Annotated in this window: 14 protein-coding genes; 9 read left to right on the plus strand and 5 right to left on the minus strand. The window is 55.3% G+C overall.

From position 1 onward, the window contains the following. The first annotated feature begins 5 nt into the window (after positions 1-5). A complete protein-coding gene (locus tag OLTU_RS23915) occupies positions 6-4520 on the plus strand; it encodes a DEAD/DEAH box helicase (RefSeq protein ID WP_176736908.1) in 4515 nt (1504 codons plus the stop codon). 94 nt (positions 4521-4614) lie between these two features. On the opposite strand, the gene OLTU_RS23920 is transcribed toward OLTU_RS23915, so the two are convergent. The 3 genes from OLTU_RS23920 to OLTU_RS23930 all read right to left on the minus strand — a co-directional run bounded on the left by OLTU_RS23920 (position 4615) and on the right by OLTU_RS23930 (position 8792). Beyond that, complete coding sequence (locus OLTU_RS23920) at positions 4615-7284, minus strand: TonB-dependent receptor plug domain-containing protein (RefSeq protein ID WP_176736909.1); 2670 nt, start codon at positions 7282-7284, stop codon at positions 4615-4617. Positions 7285-7637: 353 nt separating this feature from the next. Next, positions 7638-8315, minus strand: a complete 678-nt coding sequence (locus OLTU_RS23925; protein WP_141735271.1) for a hypothetical protein — start codon at positions 8313-8315, stop codon at positions 7638-7640. A gap of 87 nt (positions 8316-8402) precedes the next feature. Then, complete coding sequence (locus OLTU_RS23930) at positions 8403-8792, minus strand: hypothetical protein (RefSeq protein WP_141735272.1); 390 nt, start codon at positions 8790-8792, stop codon at positions 8403-8405. A gap of 204 nt (positions 8793-8996) precedes the next feature. Here OLTU_RS23930 and OLTU_RS23935 point away from each other — a divergent pair, with 204 nt between their 5' ends. Further along, a complete protein-coding gene (locus tag OLTU_RS23935) occupies positions 8997-9449 on the plus strand; it encodes a hypothetical protein (protein WP_141735273.1) in 453 nt (150 codons plus the stop codon). Between the two features lie 23 nt (positions 9450-9472). Further along, the gene (locus tag OLTU_RS23940) at positions 9473-9898 is read left to right on the plus strand and encodes a hypothetical protein (RefSeq protein WP_141735274.1); all 426 of its coding nucleotides are present in this window, start codon (positions 9473-9475) and stop codon (positions 9896-9898) included. A gap of 37 nt (positions 9899-9935) precedes the next feature. Here the strand turns inward: OLTU_RS23940 and OLTU_RS23945 are convergent, their stop codons facing one another. Further along, positions 9936-10466, minus strand: a complete 531-nt coding sequence (locus OLTU_RS23945) for a hypothetical protein (protein ID WP_141735275.1) — start codon at positions 10464-10466, stop codon at positions 9936-9938. A gap of 188 nt (positions 10467-10654) precedes the next feature. Between OLTU_RS23945 and OLTU_RS23950 the strand changes: the two genes are divergently transcribed. The 4 genes from OLTU_RS23950 to OLTU_RS23965 all read left to right on the plus strand — a co-directional run bounded on the left by OLTU_RS23950 (position 10655) and on the right by OLTU_RS23965 (position 17723). Next, complete coding sequence (locus tag OLTU_RS23950) at positions 10655-11494, plus strand: hypothetical protein (RefSeq protein WP_141735276.1); 840 nt, start codon at positions 10655-10657, stop codon at positions 11492-11494. A 42-nt stretch (positions 11495-11536) separates the two neighbouring features. Further along, a complete protein-coding gene (locus OLTU_RS23955) occupies positions 11537-12133 on the plus strand; it encodes a hypothetical protein (RefSeq protein ID WP_141735277.1) in 597 nt (198 codons plus the stop codon). Positions 12134-12340: 207 nt separating this feature from the next. Next, complete coding sequence (locus OLTU_RS23960) at positions 12341-14836, plus strand: zinc-dependent metalloprotease (protein ID WP_141735278.1); 2496 nt, start codon at positions 12341-12343, stop codon at positions 14834-14836. Between the two features lie 103 nt (positions 14837-14939). Then, positions 14940-17723 carry a 7TM-DISM domain-containing protein gene (locus tag OLTU_RS23965; RefSeq protein ID WP_176736910.1) on the plus strand — a complete coding sequence of 928 codons (2784 nt, stop codon included), beginning with the start codon at positions 14940-14942 and terminating at the stop codon, positions 17721-17723. 51 nt (positions 17724-17774) lie between these two features. Here OLTU_RS23965 and OLTU_RS23970 read toward each other — a convergent pair whose 3' ends face one another. Next, positions 17775-20423: a TonB-dependent receptor gene (locus OLTU_RS23970; protein WP_141735280.1), complete on the minus strand. Its 2649-nt coding sequence runs from the start codon at positions 20421-20423 to the stop codon at positions 17775-17777. Between the two features lie 255 nt (positions 20424-20678). Between OLTU_RS23970 and OLTU_RS32465 the strand changes: the two genes are divergently transcribed. Together OLTU_RS32465 and OLTU_RS23975 are read left to right on the plus strand one after the other, a co-directional pair. Further along, a complete protein-coding gene (locus OLTU_RS32465) occupies positions 20679-20822 on the plus strand; it encodes a hypothetical protein (RefSeq protein ID WP_218110229.1) in 144 nt (47 codons plus the stop codon). A gap of 85 nt (positions 20823-20907) precedes the next feature. Continuing rightward, complete coding sequence (locus OLTU_RS23975) at positions 20908-22239, plus strand: peptide MFS transporter (RefSeq protein WP_218110230.1); 1332 nt, start codon at positions 20908-20910, stop codon at positions 22237-22239. Positions 22240-22307: the final 68 nt, after the last annotated feature.

The raw sequence follows: 22307 nt of genomic DNA on the forward strand, positions 1-22307 counted from the left end.
GAATCATGGTGAGCAAGGATCGTCGTTTGGATTTGACTGTTGATATCCCCCCCATCCCGGATCTGCCTGCCGCGCTCCAGGGTTTTCATCCGATCCTGCAGCACTGGTTCCAGCAAAAATTCAAGGAGCCCACCCCGGCTCAGCAGCAGGGCTGGCCCCTGCTCCAGCAGCATCGCAATACCCTGATCGCCGCGCCCACCGGGGGTGGCAAAACCATGGCCGCGTTTTTTGTGGCCATCGACGATCTGTTCCGTCAGGCGGTGGAAGGCGGACTCGATGCCGGCATTCAGGTGCTTTATCTTTCCCCACTGCGCGCTCTGTCGAATGATGTGAAGAAAAACCTGGAGCAGCCGCTGCAGGAAATCATGGAAACAGCCAAGGCCGCCGGTCTGCATCCGGATCCGATTCGCATCGGTCTGCGGACGGGTGATACCACGGCGACCGAAAGGGCGCGGATTCTTCGCAATCCCCCGCATATTCTGGTGACCACGCCCGAGTCGCTCTTTCTGATGCTGAGCTCGGGCCGGGCGCGCACCATTCTGCGTTCCATCAAGTCCGTGATCATTGATGAAATCCATGCACTCGCCCGGGACAAGCGCGGCTCGCATTTGAGTCTGAGCCTGGAGCATCTCAATTCGCTCTGTCCCCGCCCTCCGGTTCGGATTGGTCTCTCCGCCACACAAAAACCTTTGGAGACGATCGCCCAATTTCTGGTCGGTGGCGCCAGCGGCGCACGACCCTGTGAAATTATTGATGTGTCGAAACAAAGGGATGCGGACCTCGATATCGTGGTGCCGGATCAGCCCCTCAGCGCGGTGTGCAGTCACGAGATGTGGGGGGAACTTTATGGCAAGCTCGCTGCGATGATCGAGTCGCATCGCAGCACGCTGATCTTTGTGAATACACGGCGCATGGCGGAGCGCATCACCTTCCAGCTGAGTGAAATGCTCGGTGAGGATGCTGTCGCAGCGCATCATGGGAGTCTGTCCAAGGACAAGCGTCTGATGGCCGAGGATCGCCTGAAAAAAGGCGAAATCAAGGCGATCGTGGCCACAGCTTCACTCGAACTCGGGATTGATGTGGGGACGATCGACCTCGTTTGCCAGATCGGATCGCCCCGGAGCATCGCGGCCTTTGTGCAAAGGGTGGGACGTTCAGGTCACGCCCTCGGATTGAAACCCAAGGCGCGTTTGATTGCCCTGACCCGGGACGAATTGATCGAATGCCTGGCCCTGATGCGCGCCTATCGCGAAGGCACGATGGATAGCATCGAAATTCCCGAAGTGCCCTTTGATATCCTCGCGCAGCATATTGTCAGCTTCGTGGCCTGCGATCACCGTTCGCCGGATGACATCTTTAATCTCTGCCGGGAAGCCTGGCCCTTCCGCGACCTTAAACGTGAAGATTTTGACAAAACGCTCGGCTGGCTCGCCGATGGGATCGGGTCCGCCACGCGACGCGGGGCCTATCTGCATTGGGACAAGATCAACCATGAACTCAGACCGCGGCGGAACGCGCGCCTTGCGGTCGTGATGTCCGGTGGCGCGATTCCCGAGCAGAATGCCTACCGCGTGATCAATGGTGATGATCAGTCCTTTGTCGGAACGGTCGATGAGGAATTCGCCGTCGAAAGTCAGAAGGGTGATGTGTTCCTGCTCGGCAATCATTCCTGGCAAATCCTTGGACTTAAGGGTGACAGCCTCCTGGTCAAGGATCTTCATGGAGCGCCGCCGACCATTCCCTTCTGGAAGGGTGAAGCGGGAGGACGGACCTATGAACTGTCGCAGGAATTGAGTCGCCTGCGTCGGGAGGCGGACGACATCCTTAGCGCACAGGAAACCCCGGAGTGGCGCGAACCGGATCCGCAGAAGGATCCAGAACTTTGGGCTGCGTATCGGCGTCTCTTGCTGGAACATTTGCAGAAAACCTACAGCATCGATCCATCCCTGGCCACCCAGGCGGCTGATTTTCTTGCGGCGCAAAAGATTGCGCTCGGGATTCTGCCGACTCAGGAACGGGTGGTGTATGAGCGCTTCTTTGATGAAACCGGCGGCATGCAGCTGATCGTGCATGCGCCTTTCGGCAGCCGTATCAACCGCGCGTGGGGTCTGGCGTTCCGGAAAAGATTCTGCCGTGGTTTCGACTTTGAACTGCAGGCCAGCGCCACCGATAACGGGATACTTTTGTCCGTTGGCCCCAACCAAAGTTTTCCTTTGGAATCGATGTTCAAAATGCTGAATCCGCATAATGGACGCTCGGTTCTGATTCAGGCCCTGCTCGATGTGCCGATGTTTGAAATTCGCTGGCGCTGGAATGCGACGCGGGCTCTTGCCGTGCTGCGCATGAAAGGGGGCAAGCGGGTGCCACCGCATCTGCAGCGCTATCAGTCGAACGATCTTTTGACCGCTGTTTTTCCCCAGCAAACGCAGTGTTTTGAGCATCGGACCGGGGATCTGGAAATTCCGGATCATCCGCTTGTACGGCAGACGGTGCAGGACTGTCTGCAGGAGGCGATGGACTGTGTGCGTTTCGAACAGATCCTGCAAAACATTGCCGCCGGTCAGGTGGAACTTTTGGCCCGTGACACGCGGGAGCCTTCCCCCTTCTGCTATGAATTGATCCATGCGAACCCTTATGCATTTCTGGATGATGCCCCGCTTGAAGAACGCCGCATTCGGGCTCTGGCTACCCGCCATCGGCTGGAGCCGCAGGTCTTCAATGATCTGACCGCTCTCGATCCGGGTGCGCTGTCGCAGGTGGTGAGTGACGCCTGGCCTTTGATCCGGGATCCGGATGAACTTTATGATGCCCTGAAACAGCTGGTGTTTTTCCCAGTGGATGAGATCCAGTTTTACCAGAGCATGCTCCAGGAGCTGCAGAAGAAAAATCGGGCTCGGATCCTGACGCTCGGGACGAAAAGTTTCGCCTATGCCTATGAACTCGATGGCGAGATTCAGCTGCTTTATCCGCAGCATTTTGCATTGCAGAATCCCGATATGGAAGCCCAGCAAAAGGCCCTGCTGCGCCTTCTGCGGGGGCAGCTCGAATGCCTCGGTCCCATGACTGCTCGTGCCTTGAGCGAAAGGCTGCTGCTGCCGGAACATGAAATTCTCGCCGGCCTGCAGCAGCTTGAAAGTCTGGGTGTGATCCTGTCCGGTGTGTTCAGCAAGTCCAGCGGCACGGAGCGCGAATGGTGCGAGCGGCGTCTTTTGCATCGCATGCATCGGCTCACCATCGAAGGTCTGCGCGAGCAGATTCGTCCGGTATCGCGGGCGGTCTTTTTGCGTTTTCTGGCTCGCCATCAAAGAGCAATGCCCGAGCAGCGCTGGTCACCGCATGATAATCTTCTGCCTCTGATTGAAATGATGCAGGGGCTCGAACTGCCGGCCAGTGTCTGGGAAAATGAAGTCTTCACAGCCCGCGTCCAGGGTTATCGTGGGCGTGAACTGGATGCCCTTTGTCAAAGCGGGCAGGTGGTCTGGGGCCGCATTTATGTGGCGCCACCCAAAGGTGAGAAGGCCAACCGGAATCGTCTGCTGAGTCGGACCACGCCTCTCAGTTTTCTGACCCGCTCGGGGCTCAATTGGGTGATTCCGGAGACGCGTGAGCTGCTCGTCGATCGCTTGAGCGACAGCGCGAAAAAAATCTGGCAGCTGATGGAGCAGCGCGGGGCTTTATTTTTCGATGAAATCAATGCGCTCAGCAAGCTCCTGCCCACCCAGATTGAAGATGGTCTGAGCGAACTCATGAGCATGGGCTTTGTCGCGACCGACAGCTTTGCCGCGGTACGCCCTCTGCTGAATCCCGATCGCAAGGCCCGGCAGCCCGCTTCGGTGCGTGATGCCCGGCAGATTCGTTATCAAACCGATTTCCGAAGCGGTGGCCGTTATGCACCCTTTGCCTTGCATCGCCTGCCTTTAAGCCAGGAAGAGCGACTGGAACAATGGGCCTGGCAGCTGCTCAAACGCTATGGGGTCATCTTCCGCGATCTTTTGCGCAAGGAATCGCTGGCCCCGAGCTGGGGTGAACTCGTGGTGGTTTATCGCACGTTGGAAGCCCGTGGATTGATCCGCGGTGGCCGCTTTGTGGAAAAGGTCGGGGGTGAACAGTTCGCGCTGAAAGAGGCTATCGACGCCCTGCGCGCCTGTCGCGATGCCCCTCCGGATCCCGACTTTATCGTTCTTACGGCAGCTGATCCCTTGAACTGGATGGGCGTGCTCAGCGATGATCCGAAGCTCGCCTCCCAGGCGCGGCATCGCGTGGCCCTCTGGTCAGGACGCTACGTGGCCTATCGCGAGGCCGGAGAATGTCACGTCCTGGATGAAAGCCTCGACGCGGAGCAACGCATGCGGGTGGAACGCGCGCTCCGTTTGAACGGAATGTTCCGCCAGCAGGATCCCTTCCTCAAGGAACCTCCTGTCCCTGTGAAACAAAACGAACTTCTGGTCCGTGAGGAACGTGGCACCAAACCCCTGGTCCGCAACTGGCGCAAGTTTCTTTCCGGGCAGGGTGAGGATTGATCCGCCCTGCAAGGCGGAACGAAAAACGGGGAAACCCGAAGGTTTCCCCATCCATTTGTGATTCCAGAGACTCGGTTTCTGAAATCAACTCATGTTAGATTCTGAAGTCAACCTTGGCGTAATAGGTTGTGTCGGCACCGCTCCCACGGAAGACAGAGTCGCTGTCATCCTGGTTTGGCAGCTGACGGAAGATATTGTCACCACCGACGTTGATCTTCGCGTTCTCCGAAACTTCGAGGCCGTAGTTCAGCTCCCACGAAGTGTAGGCTCCGATATAACCATAGCTCTGGACGGCTTTGAAAATACGCGACTGGGTACGCGATGTGACCGTGACATCATGGATGTCATAGGCATAACCAAAAGAGTTGTTCCATTTCCAACGAGGGCCATAGATTTCAAGCTGCTTTTGGAAAGGTCCACCGGGCAATTCCTGAGTTTCGTAGTTCAGGACATAGGCATAGTCCGTACGGAAGGACAGGGTCCCGAATCCGAATTTCTCACTGGCATAAGCCCGGACATCCAAACCGCTGGTACGCACGGTCGAAAGGTTGGTTGTAGGGCTCAGGAAGCCCGTGATGTCACCGGTAACGGGGTTACGAATGATAGCTGTTCCAGTGGGAAGGGCAATGCCGTTGGCCTCCATTTTGGTCAACTGTTCCGCACTCACGCTGCCGATACCGTCCTCGATCTCGCTTCGGTAGTACTGAAGGTTCAGGCCGTAACCCGTAATAGGCTCAAAACCAATGAAGACGTTCCAGTTTTCTGAAGTCTCGGGCTTGAGGTCCGGGTTGCCGCCCGAAAGTATCGTACCCGACACCGTAAACTCACAGTAGGTTTGAATGTCAGTCGCATTGCCCGCAGCTTGCGCCTGCTGACACTTCAGGTGGTCCGTCGCCGACGTATAGTAGGTGTTGGTCGAATCATGGACATCGCGTAGACTCGGAGCCTTGAAACCAGTGCCGTAGTTCGCGCGGAAGAACCATTCCGTGCCGATACGATACTGAAGACCAAGCGCCGGGTTGAATGCATCACCAAAATCGGTGTAGTCATCATAACGGGCCGCAACGCTGGCTTCCAGAGTCGAAACGATAGGTACCTTCAGCTCGGTGAAAATAGCATTGGCTTTACGTTCGCCACTGCCACCGCCGCCGCCGAGGCCTTTGATAAGACCGTTGACTTTGTTCGCTGACGCTTCGTTGAGGTAGGATTCGCGAATCTGCGAAATACCTGCAGCATAACCGAAGTTGCGTGCACCGATATCAAAGGAGCCGGAATAAATGATTTCGGCTGAACGTGCCAGACTTTCATTGGTATCCGCAGCATTAAGCCGATAGGCATCGAGACCGCCGGCAGGAGGCACAGCAAACACATCGTATTCGCCGGTCCAGATCGCATCGCTCAGACGCTGTTCATCCCAGCGGTTCAGCCAGTGGTGGGTCCGCGAGATGCGACTTTCCGAGAAGCTGAACTCCAACTGGTCACCGTTGTCAAAGTCATGGGTCAACGAAGCCGTACCCGATGTTGTCAGCTGTTCCGTTCGGGTCGCTGATCCAGGAGCTGCCACAAGGCGACCGTGGACGTAGACTCCGGCTTCACCCCCGCGGTCATCGTTGGGCATGTAGTTCGGAGCAACAGGTTTGTTATTGAGTTCAGGATGGTTCGCATCGATTGCAGCCTGCGAAACCATGAATCCGTCCGAACTCTCGTCGATAGGCTCTGGAATTCCGCGGCTTCTTGCAGTTTTCCTGGTCGCGAAGAGACGGACACCAACTTTGGTGTTATCGGTCACCTGGTAGGAAAAGTCATCCAGGACAGAGAGCTTTTGAATGGGGCCAGAGAGCCTCCATTCATCCATATAGTTGTAAGAACAGAAGGTGTTCTTGCCCAGCACTCTCTGCGCATCACAATCGGAGCCTGGATGAAACCCGTTATCCGTTCCGTAGTAGGAGAAGGGATAGCCGAAAATGGAGCGATAGGATTTGTCAACCCAAGGCCGGTTTCCGATGCCCTGGCCTCTGTCTTCGTCCCATTGGAACGTAATGATGTTGGTGGACCGATCGGAAGCCGTGCCCGCGATAACATAGGCCTGGTCATGATCGCCGCCACCGGTATAGTGGGATTTGGTTTTACCGTAGCCAAAAGCCATGCCATCGAAATCCTGGCGGGTGATAATGTTCACAACACCCGCAGCAGCGTCTGTACCATAGATGGCGGATGCGGTGCCTGTGAGGATTTCAATTTTTTCCACGGCAGCGGTTGGAATGATCGAAAGGTCGATGATTTCCAGGTACGGGTCGCGAACCAGGCGGCGGCCATTCAAGAGAACCAGCGTATTGGAAGAGCCGAGACCGTGGATGTTATACCCCTGGGTTCCTGCCGGCGCTCCGTATCCGGAACCATAGCTGGTGGAACCAAAGGATGCGGTCGTAAGCTTTTCCAGGTAATCGTTGACGTTGGTGGCGCCGCTTTTTTTGATTTCTGCTGAATCAATCGTAATAACCGGCTTGGGACCTTCCAATTCGATCTGCTTGATGCGGGAGCCGGTAACAGTAATACGCTCCTTGTTTTTGGGAGCCTCGTCCGCCTTGGCGTCACTCGTGGTGGCTGGAGTTGATGCAGCTGGCGCCGGCGCGGTCGGTTGCTCGGCAGCAGGATCAGGCTGCTGACCCTGGGCACTGATCTCGAAACTTACAGCACACAAGGCCGCCAGCAGCGAAATACTGATTGGTTCAAAACGGTAACGACTCTTACGATGGTGACCCACAATGTTCCCCTTTCGACTGAATGTCTCGGCTTTCCGGCCTTCGCCGTTGGTACTTCGCATGGCGCAACAATTTGCTACGATCATGGACCGGAACGCCATTGCTAGTACGAGATTCGGCTGAGCCATTGATTCTCGGAACCGTCATAACCAAATTTTCATGTTTCGGGCAAGTGTCTCTGCAGGCGGGCGGCGTTATCTGCGCTCACTTTGAACAATAGCTTTATTAGTCTTGATAGCAATTATTCACTATGAGCAATGTAATACGCCTAATCGGCACGTCTTCATGCCAATACGACTTTAATGGCCGGCCCATGCAGGGCGGCCTTGAGACAAGAGATGGTGATCAGAAAAGATCACTGACAGGCCGGATTCGACCAATCGGGATGGGACCAGTCACAGGGCTTGCTGCCGCCTTCGCTGCAGGCCGGGTTGCTCCAATCAGGGTTGGACCAGTCGCAGGCGCCTTCGGATGGTCGGTCGTGGCGACAATTGCCCCAACCTCCCGTGCTTTGACACTGGCAGTAGCGATACACGCAATTCGCGCATTCCAGCCATTTACCGACATGAACCGTGGCGCCCTGCCAGCTGCAGGTGACCCCAGGCTGGGAATCGGTATAACGCTCACAATCCGCGGTGACACTCATGGGATCCACTTCCACCAGAACTGCCTGCGGATCACGCCACGTGCGGCGCATGTTTTGAACAGCCCGGGTGAAGTCGAAACGCCGTTCATGACCGCGGTTGGCTTTCAGGATAAAACCCAGCACAGAATCGGAAGACTGACGCGCGGTCAGCTCCGCGCCGGTACCAGGATCATGCCCTTTGATAATGCCAACAACCTTGACGTTACAGATGACATCGTACGCGGCCGTGCTGCGCATGGTGAGGACGGCTGCACTTTCCGATGGAATGGTGAAGGTTCCATCGGTGACGGTCAGGTGCACGGGCTCTGCAAGAGTCATCGGGCTCAGGCCCCAAAGAAGTCCAAGTCCCAGAATGCGAAGGATCTGGCGACTGAAAAAACTTTTCATGAAAATCTCCTGTTCGAATGCGTCAGTGGACTTCAAGGTTGACGCTGGAGTTGACCAAATGTTGCAGGTCCGTCCTTTGGAAAAATCTCAGGCGCAGTTCGGATTCGTCCAATCCGGTTGGGTCCAGTCACAGGGTGGATGATGATCCCCCTCGTTTTTGCAGGCAGGATTGCTCCAGTCGGGATTGCTCCAATCGCAAGGTTTGGTGCCATCGGTCTGGCAGGAAGGATTGGTCCAATCAGGATTGCTCCAATCACAGGCGCCATCATCCGGTTTTTCATTGGTGCAATTTCCCCATTTGCCACCGGGCTGACATTGACAGTAACGCCATTTGCAGTTTTTGCATTCCAGCCATTTGTTTTGGAAGACACTGGCTCCCTGCCAGGTGCATTGACCAGGACTGGCGAGTCCCGCTGTCGCGCTGAATCCCAGGGTGAAAACAGTGAGGGCTTGCAGAAGAGAGTTGTGAAGAGTCATACGGAATTTCCTTAGGTTGAAACAAAGTCAATGAAGGTTGCGGCACTTCACTAATTTGTTTCCATAGGCTTTGTCAAGCAGATGCGCAGACCTCGTAATTCCATGCAGAAGTTATTTGCGAGAACGCTCGCAATAAAAGTCAGAAACTTTCGTCACCTTGGGAGTGCATCCCATTCTAATTCTTTTTAATGAGGCATGAATTTTATGAACCCCAGACACGAGGCTCAGGATACGAAGGGTTGTCTTGGTTATGGTGCGGGTCTTCTCGCCTTGTGCATGGGATCGGGTCTCGTGTTCTTCACGTTGCAACCCAGCGTGGAGTCGCATGACAGCACGGAACATGAAGAGGTTTCTGTCCACAAGGAAGCAGGACCGCGCGTGATCGCACCTTATCCGGATCCTTTGCCGCCTCCTGTCACCCGTGCCGCCGCAGAATCCGGAAACCTTCCGGTTATCACCCATGACGTTCAGGATGTGACAGAGATCCCGGAGGATCCCACCCCGACCGTCGAAGTCATGGCTCCCGGCAAAATCCGTCTGACGGATGAACAACAGGAAATATTGAAAGGTCGCGGTTCCTCCTGGGGCAACGCCAACCCCGAGGCCGAGGCCATATTGCGTTCCATTCCCAAGGAAGCTTTCACGAGCGACTGGTAACGATAAGCAAAAGGAGATTCCCCATGAAAAAGGGCTGGCTGATGACCGCTGTGATCATTCTATCCGCTCCACCTGCGCATGGCATGCTGCGGGTTCTTAAGTATCGGCCTTTGACGGAAGTGCAGGATCAGCAGATCTGTGTTTACGCCAAACACGAAAAGAACCGGAATCCGGACCATCAATTTCATCCGCAGAATACCCGCGATCCCATCGTCTGCCGCCTCAAAATCCTGGGCGAAGCCTGGCCACAGAAAGGTTCGGTCGCGCAGTCCCGAACGCTGGCCGCCTCGGTGGTGCAAAAGTTTGAGTTCGGGACTCTGACCAAGGCCTGCGTGTCATTTGCCAAGGATTTGCCGGAAGGATATCGCATCAAGGATTTTGCGGGAATGAATACGGAGTGTGCAACAGCGGAAGCGGCGCCACGGGTTTTCTCAGTGAATAAAGGATAGGGAGCCGAAGGGCCTCGGCCCTTCGCTCCTTGCGCTCTTACCAGTCCTGGCCAGGATCCTGACATTGATCCGGACTGCCGGCGCTGGCCTTGCAGGTCCAGTCACAATCCTCATAGTCAGGATCGCATTTCGTGTGGGGAGGCGGAATTTGTCCCGGATCTTCATTGGGACCTTTGAAGAGGCAGGAGGCGTGATACTGCTGGCTCTTCTTGTCCAATTTGTAACCAGGGCCGCCCTCCGACGTGTCAAAGACAAAGGTGTCCTGGAACTCGCGATAAGGCTTCACCACACGTTTGTCGACATAGTTCGTCAGGAGCACGCTGTCCGTGCCACGGTAGGCGCTGACCTGACCTTTGATGTCACAGAGAAGTTCCTTCGTCCCATTCCGGTTCGAAAAATTCCCGGTGACGAAAACCTGACCGTTGCCGCTCTCCGTTTTGCTGTTGGTGTCCGTAGGAGCCGGGATCTTGGGTTCCGAAGGCGGACGTTTGCCATTGCCTCCCCAGGCAAAAGCATCCACGGAGAGTGACAGGAACAGAGGCAGCGCAATGAGTGTGAATCGTTTCATGACAATGATTTCTCCATAGTGTTTCGGGACATTAATCGAGACGATGGCTCAGAAAATTTATTGCATGCGTTCCGCTTTTTATTTCGCATGATTAACATTCCCGATCAGTGCAATAAGGATTTGCTTTTGTCGTCTCGATTCCATAGGACAACACTCTATTTTTTCCTCACACACGAAAGGACGAGTTGATGAAAACAATAAGCTTGATTCTGATGCTCCTATCGGGACCATCCCTCAACGCCTGGGCCTATGAAGGCAAAGGCTTCAATCCGGGTGACTGGAAAATGATGCCCGCCTCGCTCGAAGACCGGGACGGTCAATGGCATCTGCGACTCAGGAATCTTGATCTCTTCCCTAAATACTGTTCGCTCCACGTGAGGCACAAAGGAGAGTCTTTACGGCCAACTGCCTCTTATTTGTTCAAAGCAGAACGCAGTCTCTCGCTGCCTTTAGGAATCAAGGTCCAGGAACCTTTGCAATGGACTGATCTTCAGACCCATATGTCCTGCATCCAACCTCATGCTGGTGAAAATCCGGAGGCCCTGCCGGATCCAGGCGCCTTGAGCTGCCAGATGGAAATGGAGGACTGCGGGCATATCTGCGAGGCCGAGTCCGGGAATGTCGACCGCTGCGAAAATAAGCATCTGCTTTTGGAATTTTCCCGGGCGAGTTATCAGGTCACGGAAACGGAAAAAACCCTCACTGGCCAGGTGCAGGTCCAATCGCTGGCGACGACGCCGCTCACCTGCCAGGCGGTGATGACGGCTCGTGTCATCGGCGGCGCGACAGGTGATGTCAGTGGAATCGTGGCCGCCACAGAAAGTTTTGTGATCGAACCAGGTCAATCCCGGAAACAGCTATGGACTTTTGATAAGAGCGAAGCCGGCGTCGGTCGGCACTTTGATATTTCCCGGCCGCGGATCGCAGCGCTTTGTGCCGTGGGGAAACTGCAAAAGGATGCCAGCTGGTATCAAAGCTGCCAGCCCCTCAAACGGCCGGAATGCAATTGGCTGCTTGTGAAGGATTAGACAGATTGATGCCTTGAAAATTTTTTAATAACGGAGTTGGCTATGAGACAGGGACTATTGAAATGGATTTTGAGTTTGGTCGCCGGCCTGAGTTTTTCCCAGTATGCCGCCGCATCTGCCACCTGCACCTGGCGTCAGTCCAAGGTTTTCAGCGGGGAATGGCTGGAATGCACGGACTGTGTCTGGCGCTTTTGTCAATGTCAGGACAATGGCAGCTGGGGAAATTGTACAAATGATCCGCCCCCGCAGGCCTGTGACTGGAACAACCCGGACTGGTCCAATCCTGCCTGCAGCGAAGGCGGATTCAAACCTTGCGATTGGAATCAACCTGATTGGAACAATCCTGCCTGCAATGCCGCACATCCCGGCGGCGTTCCGAATCAAAACTGCGCAAGCTGCCATCCCAATGGCATTCCGCCTCGCCGCACGGATCCGGGTGATTCCTATGACGCTCTGCTGTCCCTCGGCAAGGACATCTATGAACGTTCCTGTCAGGGTTGTCATAAGCCGATGCCCAATTCCACCAAACGCGGGCGCACAGCCGCGCAGATCGAAGCGGCGAAACCCCTTCACACACGGGAAAATCCAACCTGGGTGGCCGGTTTTAAATCGAAGGCCCTTGAACTTTATTTGAAATGATACCTGGGAAACAGGGCGACAGGCGGCTCCGGGCCGACTTCAGGAAACGGGCGAGTATTTAGCCCGTTTTCCTGAACTGAAACAAGTTCCAATTCTTCAAGATTTTGAATTCCAAAAAACCTTTTCCGTGAGCGGACATCCCGGTTAGTACTTCAATCAATCGATGCTTTGTATTTTTCAAGTTACTCTCTCGGAAAGGAACACACCGTGAAGTTACACCTGTCATGCGGGTTATTCAGCATGTTGCTGCTCGTCAGTGGCTGCTCCAAGGACAAAGACAGAAGTGTGAAGGCTGATCCGGCCATTCAAAATTCAGTGAACATTATCGATCCCAAAACAGCGCCCACCGCCAGTCAATTGGGACTGACCGATCGGAAGCTTATCAGCATTAAAAAATCAGCACTGGACAAGGAATTTCTGCTGCAGGCTTCCATGATGCGACAGGTGCCCATGCCAACCGCCAATGGTTTGAAAAGCCGGATCGTCGCCTTCAAACGCACAGATGATGCCCTTTTCATGATGGAAGCCACCCAGGGTCATGTCATCACCCAGGATCTTCCCTCGCAACTGATTCTCGCGCGCCTGCCGATCCTCAGCGAAACGGGCACGGACGTCATCATAGATTTCAGCGAGGGCATGGCCTCCACCTTCGTCTCGGGCGACTGGTATGGTTCGGATGATGGGGCGAGCTACATCAAAACCTTCCGCAGTGTGGAAGTGAAAACCAGTTTTATCGAGGACGCGACCTTTCACGACAACACGCTCACCATTCGGCAAATCGCCCAGGTCGCTGGAACGCAAGGTCTTGATACCATTGAAGTAAAGTATTATCTGGAGCCGTACAATCCCAGTCCGACCTTTGTGAAAACGCCAGGACAGCCCCTCGACATGTTCGGATTTTTCCAGGTGGCTCCTCTCTATCAATCCGACAAAGGCAACGGCCAGCTCACGACCTATGCCAGCAAGTGGGATACGACGAAGCCCATCGTTTACGCGATTTCGGCCAATACTCCGGCTGAATACGTCGAGGCTGTGCGGGATGGCATTCTCTATTGGAACCGTGCCCTGCCGAACGCCCCGCTCCAGGCTGTGGTGGCTCCCGCCGGCGTCAGCGCTCCGGATTATCATTACAACATCGTGCAGTGGGTCCCCTGGGATACGGCTGGTTACGCCTATGCGGATGCACAGATGGATCCCCGCACGGGTGAGATTCGCCATGCCCAGGTTTTCATGACCAGTACCTTTGCCGTTTCCGGGGCCTCGCGTGCGAAGACCCTTTTGAAAAATTATCCGGCCAAGCAAAACATTCTGGAAACCGCCCTGTCCATGGCCGGCATGATCCAAAAACCGCTTTGCAATTTTGAGCTGCAGGACAATTTCCTGAGCGCCCTCGAAAATCTACTGGCCGCGGATGCTCCTGATGAGGATTTTCTGCGAATCTCCCAGGATTACGTGCGTGAAGTCGTGGCTCATGAAATCGGTCACACTCTGGGGCTTCGGCACAACTTCGCCGGTTCACTGAGCGCCAGCTATGAGCTGAAGGATCGCGCGGCCTTGATCGCCGATTATGTGGTTCATCAAAAAATTCCTCAGGATCTGCAGCCGGCGTCCTCGGTCATGGAATACCAGGTCTTCGAGGAAGCGGCCATGACCGGACATATCATGCACAAAACCCAGCGCATGCTGGACTATGATCGCAAGGTGATGGAGGCCCTCTACCTCGGCACACAGTTTGAACCGGCGGATGTTCCCCTCTTCTGCTCGGATTCGCAGACGGATCTTCTCGACTGCCAGACCTTCGATCTGGGACGCAACCCGATCGAAGCGGTGGCCTTCAGCGTGAGTCAACAGCAGAACGCACTCGTCCAGAATCTCTTCAACAGCATTCTGCGGGCCAAGCGTGAGGGTCAGGATCCCGCGCTGTTCGTGGACTCCTGGGCCAACCGTCTTCTCAGCAGTCGCTTTGAACTTCTGGCTCTGACCGGCAGTGAAACGCCGCTCCTTCAGGTGCGACGCAAGTACCAAAACCCCGATGACTATACCTATGAAAAAATTCTGGCTGAGGAACTGGGGCTGATGCAGAATGCCCTGCAAATCCAGGGCGGCTGGAATAAACTTCTGGCTCTGCCCACGGAAAAGGAGCTCAAGGAAATTCCCTTCGCTCTGCGTAAACTGATGCGCGACTACGAAGAAATGCAGGAGGATCAAAAGCTCACCTTCAGTCTGGAGGAGCAGCAGCGTTATGAAAATCTGATGCATGACTTCGTCGGCCGCCTGCAAAGGGAACTCCCGAAGGCGCAGTGGGAGAAGCTGGCGAAGGCCAGTGAACCCTTGGTCAACAATGTGTTCACGGATGGTCTGCTCACCTGGGTGGCGGAGGAGGCTCGGACGCTGCTTCTCAAGACCGAGGGCATGATCCACGCGAAACGGGTGAATGCCGATGGCACCACCACCGATCTTTTGCTGCCGGACTTTGCCGCGGACAATGCCCTGCGCCTGCAGGTGGCCACCACGCTGGCCCGACTTCCAGCGGATGCCTCGTGGAAGGTGGCGGCCTTGAAGGAAAGCCTGCGGGATGAACTGCGGGAGATTCTGGATACTTACCTGCCCGAGAGCGGTACCATCAAACACAAGGAACTCGATGCGGCAGCTCAGGAGTGGCGCGCCACGGAGCAGAGCGTGATTCGAGCCCTTTCCCTTTAAAATCAGCAGCCAGCCCGCCCCGGGCTGGCCTTCCAATTCCTCAATATTTGTAAAATTTCGCCGAAAAGTCGCCTCAGGAACATCTGTCTCATGGATGCTGAACGTGGCTTTACGGTACAGTCAGCAAATTTTCTTACTTTGGCTTGGCATCATAACCTTCTGCATGCCGCGGGCCGGGGCCGCTGTTCCCTATACGATCACGGAAAAGGAAAATGGCCGTATGCTCGGCCTTCACCTGGAGATTTTGGAGGATCCCAGTGGGAGGCTTCAGCTCAGCGATATCCTGCTCATGGATGCAGCGTTTCAGCCGTCCCGGGATCCGGTTCCAAACTGGGGATTGCACCGGGCCGTTCAATGGGTGAAGTTCTCTGTTCACAACCCCTTCGATCATCCTGTCCCGATTCTCCTCGAAAACACCTTCACGTTCGTGGATCAATTCCAGATCTACCATCGCAATGCGTCCCATGGCTGGGACATGAAACAGGCGGGCGATCAACTGCCCTTCTCCACGCGTGATGTTCAAAGCCGGCAGCCGGTCTTCCGTTTCACGCTGGAGCCCGGCACGCACATTTTCTATGCGAGGTCCTTCGCCGACGGTTCCCATCAGCTGCCGTTGCAACTCTGGACGCACGATGAATTCTTCAGCCACAATGCACTGGAATACAGTTACATCGGGATTCTGATCGGCTTTCATGTCGTCATCTGTCTCTACAACCTCTTTCTCTTCTTTTCCCTGCGGGACAAAACCTTTCTCTACTATGTAATCTATGTGGCCTCCAACGTCATCTACCAGTCCACAGGACTCGGTGTGATGCAGCACGCTCTCAGCAACCTGGGCCTCGCGCAGCATGTTCCGAATCCGTTCATGGTCATCTCGGTCGATTGGATCGCCATGACCGGTCTTCTCTTCAGCTACTATTTCCTGAATATCGAGGAAAGGCTCCCTGGATTCCGCCGGATCTATCTCGCCATCTGCGGGCTTGATGTGCTGAACATGCTCATCACGACTTTTGTTTCCGTCTGGCTGGGCACAGCGATCTGTCTTTTGACCGCTTCCCTGGCGACCTCCACGCTGATGACCTCCGGCCTTTTGGTTGCCCGCCAGCGCTATCTGCCGGGTTATTTTTACCTCGCTGGGTGGGGCTGCTACCTGCTCGGCGTCACCGGTACCGTCATGAACCTCGTCGGCCTTGCCTCCACGTCCGAGTTTACCCGCTGGGGTCAGTTCACAGGCGGCGCGGTGGAGATCGCCATTCTTTCACTGGCTCTGGGCGCGCGGATCAATGCCAAACGGCGTCAGGCCATGCAGATGATCAAACAACTGAATCATGAGCTGGAGGACAAGGTCGCCGAACGCACGGCCGAGATTCATTCGCTCCTTCTCCATATTCCGCAAGGCATCCTCTCGATCGGACGGGAGGGGAGGATCAGCCCCAATTTTTCAGCCCAGCTGCCTGCCATCCTCGGGCATGAGTCCATTGCGAACCAAAGCTTCCGGACCATCATCCTGGAACGCTCGACCCTGAGCGCCGATGCCCGGGATCAGGCCTGGCAGACCATCCTGGCTTCCGTCGGGGAACACAGCCTGAACTTTGACCTGAACATCGACAAGCTTCCGGCGCAGCTGACCTATACGCTCGACGGCATGGACAAGGAACTGCGGCTGACCTGGAACCGGGAATTGAATGCCAACGATGAGATCAAACATATTCTCGTCACGCTGCTGGATGTCACCTCGGAGGTGGTCGCCCAGCATGAAGTGGAGCGACAGAATCAGGAATTCGAGATCATCAAGCAGCTGGTGGAAATCGGCAGCCGGAAATCGATTCAGTTCTTCAGTTCCGGCGATCAGCTGATCGAGGAGAACCATCGTCTCGTTCATGCTCCCAGCCTCAATCCGGACGCGATCCGGATCCTGTTTGTCAATACACACACCCTGAAAGGGGCCGCGCGCGTTCTTCAGCTGCAGGAACTGGCCAATGCCCTGCACCTCGTGGAAACCTACTACTCCCAGGTGCTCAAGGATCAGCAGCCCATCGATCAGGCGCGCGCCTTGCAGGAGTTTGCCCACGTCCAGGCTGTTTATCAGCGCTATTTCAGGGCTCACCGGGACATCCTGGGTCGCCGGGATGATCTCAAGAAAGTGGTCGTGGATCGGGAGATTCTGCAGGAAAACATCAAACTCCTGGGTCACCTCGAGGGTATCGAGGCCTTGCCCCATGAACTGCATGGTCTCATCCACACGCGACGGAGCGAGCTGACTCACCTTATCTTCAGGTCCATTCCCAGCATTTTGGACGACATCATGCAGCAGGCGGGAAAAATCGCCAAGGATCTGGGACGCGAGCCGCCCATTATTCACATGGAGGCCGATGATATCCTGGTCAGCTACAGTCAGGAACTGGCTTTGAAAAATGCCTTCATTCATCTCCTGCGCAATGCCCTGGATCATGGCATTGAGCCGGCACCTCTGCGCCTGGCAAAGGGCAAGCCTGCCCAGGGGACGTTAAAGGTTGCGGCCCGGGAAGCGGAGGGCACCATTTATATTCGGTTTGAGGATGACGGCCGTGGGCTCGCTCTGGAACGCATTCGCAGACTGTCCCAGGCCGGGCCCGACGCATCGCCCGAGGCCATCGCCGCCTCGATTTTTGAAACCGGATTCTCAACGACGGAAAGCGTGACCATGATGTCCGGTCGCGGGATTGGATTGGGAGCCGTTCAGCAATTCATGGCCGCAGAGCAGGGAACCGTGCGCATTGAACTCGGCCCTCCGCTCGATGAGAAGGGTGAATTCCGGGCGTTTTCCATTCATATCACGCTGCCTGCCCGCCATGCGATGCGATGCCGCTCCGGCAGCAACTGTTCATCGCCAGCTGATCCAGCATAAAAAAAAGGCGCAAACCTGAGGTCTGCGCCTTCTTTCGTTTTAAACGAGAACTTAGATCTGAATGCCCCAACGAGCATAGTAGAAGCGACCAATCAGGTTATGCGTACGCGCATCAATGTTGTCATTGAAAGCAGCATCCGTGACAGGTGGCTCTTTGTCGGTTACGTTGTTGATACCAAGTGTCAGCCTTCCGTAGTTCAGGAACTCATACCCGGCCCGCAGGTCGTAAGTGGTCCAGGCGGGAAGACTCGAATACTCGAAATCGCTGCCGACATCCAGTTTGGTCACGTGGTTGGCTGTGGCTCCCACGTTGAAACCGAAGTTCGACCAGGTCACATCGAAGAGACCTTTCCATTTGGGAATGGAACCACGACCACCGGCAGCCGTGTCGCTATACTTGCCGACGACGTTTTCGAAAGCCGCAGTTTTATCAGCCTGGTTCATGTACTTGATGTAATGGCTTCCGAGCAGGTTGAAGGTATACGAACCGGTCGGCGTTCCGCGCAGGGCATAGTCAAACGCAAGGTCAACCCCTTCCACTTTACGGGCTGCCAGGTTCAGGGCAATGGCTTCGATGATCTTGATGTTGTTATTGGCATCAAGCGTCACCTTGTCCTGGAAAAGACCATTGTTACGGAACTGATCGACGATGAACTGCGGGTTCGTATCGATGGCGTTCTTGGTTTCAATGTTGAAATAATCGATCTTGGCGTTGAAGTTCTCGATCGAGTAGGCCAGGCCGTAGGTGAACGACTTTGACTTCTCAGGATCAAGGTCAGGGTTTCCGCCCTGCAGCGCCAGGAACTGGTTGATGGTTTCATCCGACTGAACAGTACAATTGCCAGCCACCTGGCAAGGGTCACTCAAAGACGCAAAGTTTTCCTGCTGTCCTTGGAACAATTCCACCAGGGATGGGGCACGGAAACCGGTCGAGTAACTGCCGCGAAGAGTCAAACCCTGAATGGGACGGATTTGCACGCCCGCTTTCGGGTTGGTTGTGGTTCCGAAGTCACTGTAGTCCGAGTGACGAGCCGCGAGGTTGATCTCAGCCAGCTCTGTCAGGGGAACCGTCAGCTCAACGTAAGCTTCTTTCACTTCACGGTCACCTTCGGTCGAACGCGCGTTGGTGGCACCAACCGTGTTGTACTTTTCCGAGTTGGGATCCGAGTTCACCCGATATTCCTCGGTCCGGCCTTCCACACCGACAGCCATCCCAATCGCCCCGAGGCCTGTTTCGGCAACCGTTCCGGCAAAGTTAACTGTGATGGAATCGAGTTCGGTGGTCGTGAAATTCGTGGCATTGACCCGGAGCCAATCCATCATTTCCGCCGTCAGACTGCCATCGGGTCCCATGATATTCACAGGGACGCAGCCCAGGGTGGCGATGGCCGTACAATGCGAGGGATCGCCGATGCCGAGCAGAAGATTGGTCTTGTTGACCAAATTTTTCGTGGTGTCGCGAGTCTTGGAATCACCGTGGTTATAGGCCACATCCCAGTTCCATTTATCGGTGATTTTACCCTCCAAACCAACAACGGCACGGAAGGTATTCGAATCCGCTTCCGAGACCCGAGGCCCGAGCTGCAGGAAGCGTTTTCTCGCGTCACTCACGTCAACGCCGAAGGGGTTGTAGGGGTTATTCGCGGACACCACCATGCTCCCCGTTTCCGATGACAGGAAGAGAGGAGTGGGCGCTGAATTATAACGGCTGAACGTATTCGTGAAATGAGTTTCCACGAAACCTTTCAAGCCTGGGGTGAGCTCATAGTCACCGCCAAGGTAAATGCTCTTGCGCTTCTGAGACATGATCGCGTCCGTGATGGACGAGAAGTTATAAAGATCATCAGCGGTAAAGGGGCGGAAATCATCCGTAGTGGGCGTGGCGCCGGCCCAGGTATCCTTCGAAATCAGGTTGTCGTCACCGACGATGACGTGCCCGGCTGGAGTCGCCGAACTGGGACCAAGGGCTTGCTTCGAGACATCGCGATCACGCGATTTCACCGAACCCTGGCTATAGACGTTGACGCCCAGGAGCAAGCCGCCCCTGTCATTGGTGGCGCCGTAGGTCAAGTCGAGCGAGGTGGTTTCCAGGTCACCGCGCGACGATTGGCCCGCATAGACGTTAAAGTCCACGCCATCCCAGTCCTTGCGCGTAATAATGTTGATGACACCCGCGATGGCATCCGATCCGTAAATAGCGGAGGCACCTTCCTGCAGGATTTCGATACGCTCGATGGCAGCAACAGGGATGGAGTTCAAGTCAGGGCTTGAGCCGAAGGCATCCAGAGGGAGACGGCGACCGTTCAGGAGAACCAGAGTCGAAGACGAATCCAGACCGCGGAGAGCGATATTGCCGCTGCCGTTGCCGCCGCCGTTCGTGGTCGTTGTGGTGACCGAGTTGCCAATCGCGGCGGGCATGGCTTTGACGATATCCGTCACGGTTTGCTTGCCGCTGGCTTCGATCTCACTCTTACCCAAAATGGTTATGGGCGCGGCCGTGTTCATATCAACACGTTTGATACGAGTCCCCGTGACCGCCATAACCTCTGTGCTCTTCTCAGGGGTCTTTGGCTTTTCGTTTCCGGTGGTCGTGCCAGTCGCCTCAGTCGGCTTGGTCTCGGTATCCTGTGCCTGGGCATGCACTGGAACCAGTGATGCCAGAAGCACAAAGCTGACTGCGCTAGCGATGGATGTCTTCATCGTAACTCCCTAAATTTTGGAAAATCCAGATAACTGTCGCCGGCTATGGAATATACGGATAATTTCTATAGGTGAATATCACACAAAATGCATCATTCTCCTGTGCGGCGTGCCGTTCATTACTGAGAGCCGCAGACGCACGTCCCCTGGCACCACCGCCACTTTCGAAGCCATATAAGCCTTTACCGACAAGACTTTGCAGCTTTCATGTATGAGATAAAGCTCGCGCAAAAGCAATCATCACTTCATTGTCTATTGAAAAAAAATACACTCTATCTTTCCCTGCAGAATGGTCATATCGGCCTGACCGAATTGGGTAAATACTCGGCGTCAATTCACTGGATTTCCCGCCTGGTTTTTTCCGAATTCAGCGGATTCCAGCCTTACAAATCCGCATAAAAATATTATGATGCCCGGCACATTTTCCCTGTCGGCCGGCTTTTTCAGGCCACCGGCTATTCAACATCAAGAGGAGCGATCGTCGATGAGCCGTGCAGAAAGCTTGGGACAGAACATGTCAGGAGAAAGGCAACCCCCTGCCCTCTACCTTCTTTTCTTTGTCGAGATGTGGGAACGCATGAGTTTCTATGGCATGCGAGCCCTTCTCGTCCTGTACATGACAGCCGCCACGACTGCCGGAGGGTTCGGCTGGTCGCGCGCCGAAGCGCTCAGCATCTATGGGTGGTATACCGGACTCGTTTATCTGACACCGATTCTCGGTGGCTATATGGCCGACCGTTATCTGGGTCTCAGGAAGGCGATCACGATCGGCGCCACCACGATGATGATTGGTCATATTTCAATGGCATTTGCCGGCGAATTTGCTTTTTTTCTTGGTCTCGGCTGTCTGATCCTGGGCAACGGTTTCTTCAAGCCTTCGATGTCCACTCTGGTCGGTTCGCTCTATCAGGAAGGCGATCGACGCCGTGATGCCGCTTACACCATTTTCTATGTGGGCGTGAATACCGGCGCCTTCATCGCACCCTTTATTTCCGGGACTTTGGGAGAACGCGTGGGATTCCACTGGGGCTTTGGTGCCGCCGCCGTGGGTATGTTCCTCGGCCAGGTCCTCTTCCTTGTGGTCGGTCCACGCCTGCTCGGTGATATCGGCAAATATCCGCGCCGGGCCGCGGCCAGCGCCGCCAATGCCGTGAAGGAAACGTTGAGCCAGGTGGAAAAGGATCGCTTGAAAGTCATCTTCAGTTTGATGATCTTCGTCGTGATTTTCTGGGCCTCGTTCGAACAGGCCGGTGGTTTGATGACGCTTTACACCGATACCAAGGTCGATCGCATGCTCTTCGGCTGGGAAATTCCCACGACCTGGTTTCAATCGATCAACCCCGTTTTCATCATGACGTTCGGTCCCCTCTTTGCCGCGATGTGGAGCTGGCTCGCTCTGCGCGGTCGTGAACCCTCGGCTCCGGTGAAATTTGGGATTTCCCTTTTCCTCATGAGTCTTGGATTTCTGTGCATGGTTTTCGCGGCTCAACAAAGTGAAACGATGGGCAAGGCCAGCGTGCTTTGGATCGTGGCGTCCTATCTTCTGCAAACCTGGGCCGAGCTCTGCCTGTCGCCCGTGGGTCTTTCCATGGTGAACCGCCTGGCGCCTGCCCGCTTTGCGACGGTGATCATGGGGATCTGGTATCTATCCAATGCCGTCGCCAATAAACTGGCCGGCTTTATTGGTGGATTTGCGGAAACTTTGGGAGAGGCCCAGCTGTTCGGCGCCATATCCGCGACCGCGTTCACCGCGTCCATGGTCCTGCTCTTTGTCCTGGCCAAACCCCTGCGTCGCTGGATGCACGGCCTCGGCTGAAGATCTTAAACTGAAGCCCGGGCCTGGGCTTCAGTCCTGCCCCCCTCGCGCTTGCATAGCCGGCAGAT

The sequence above is a fragment of the Oligoflexus tunisiensis genome, assembly GCF_001748245.1.
Taxonomy (GTDB): Bacteria; Bdellovibrionota_B; Oligoflexia; order Oligoflexales; family Oligoflexaceae; genus Oligoflexus; species Oligoflexus tunisiensis.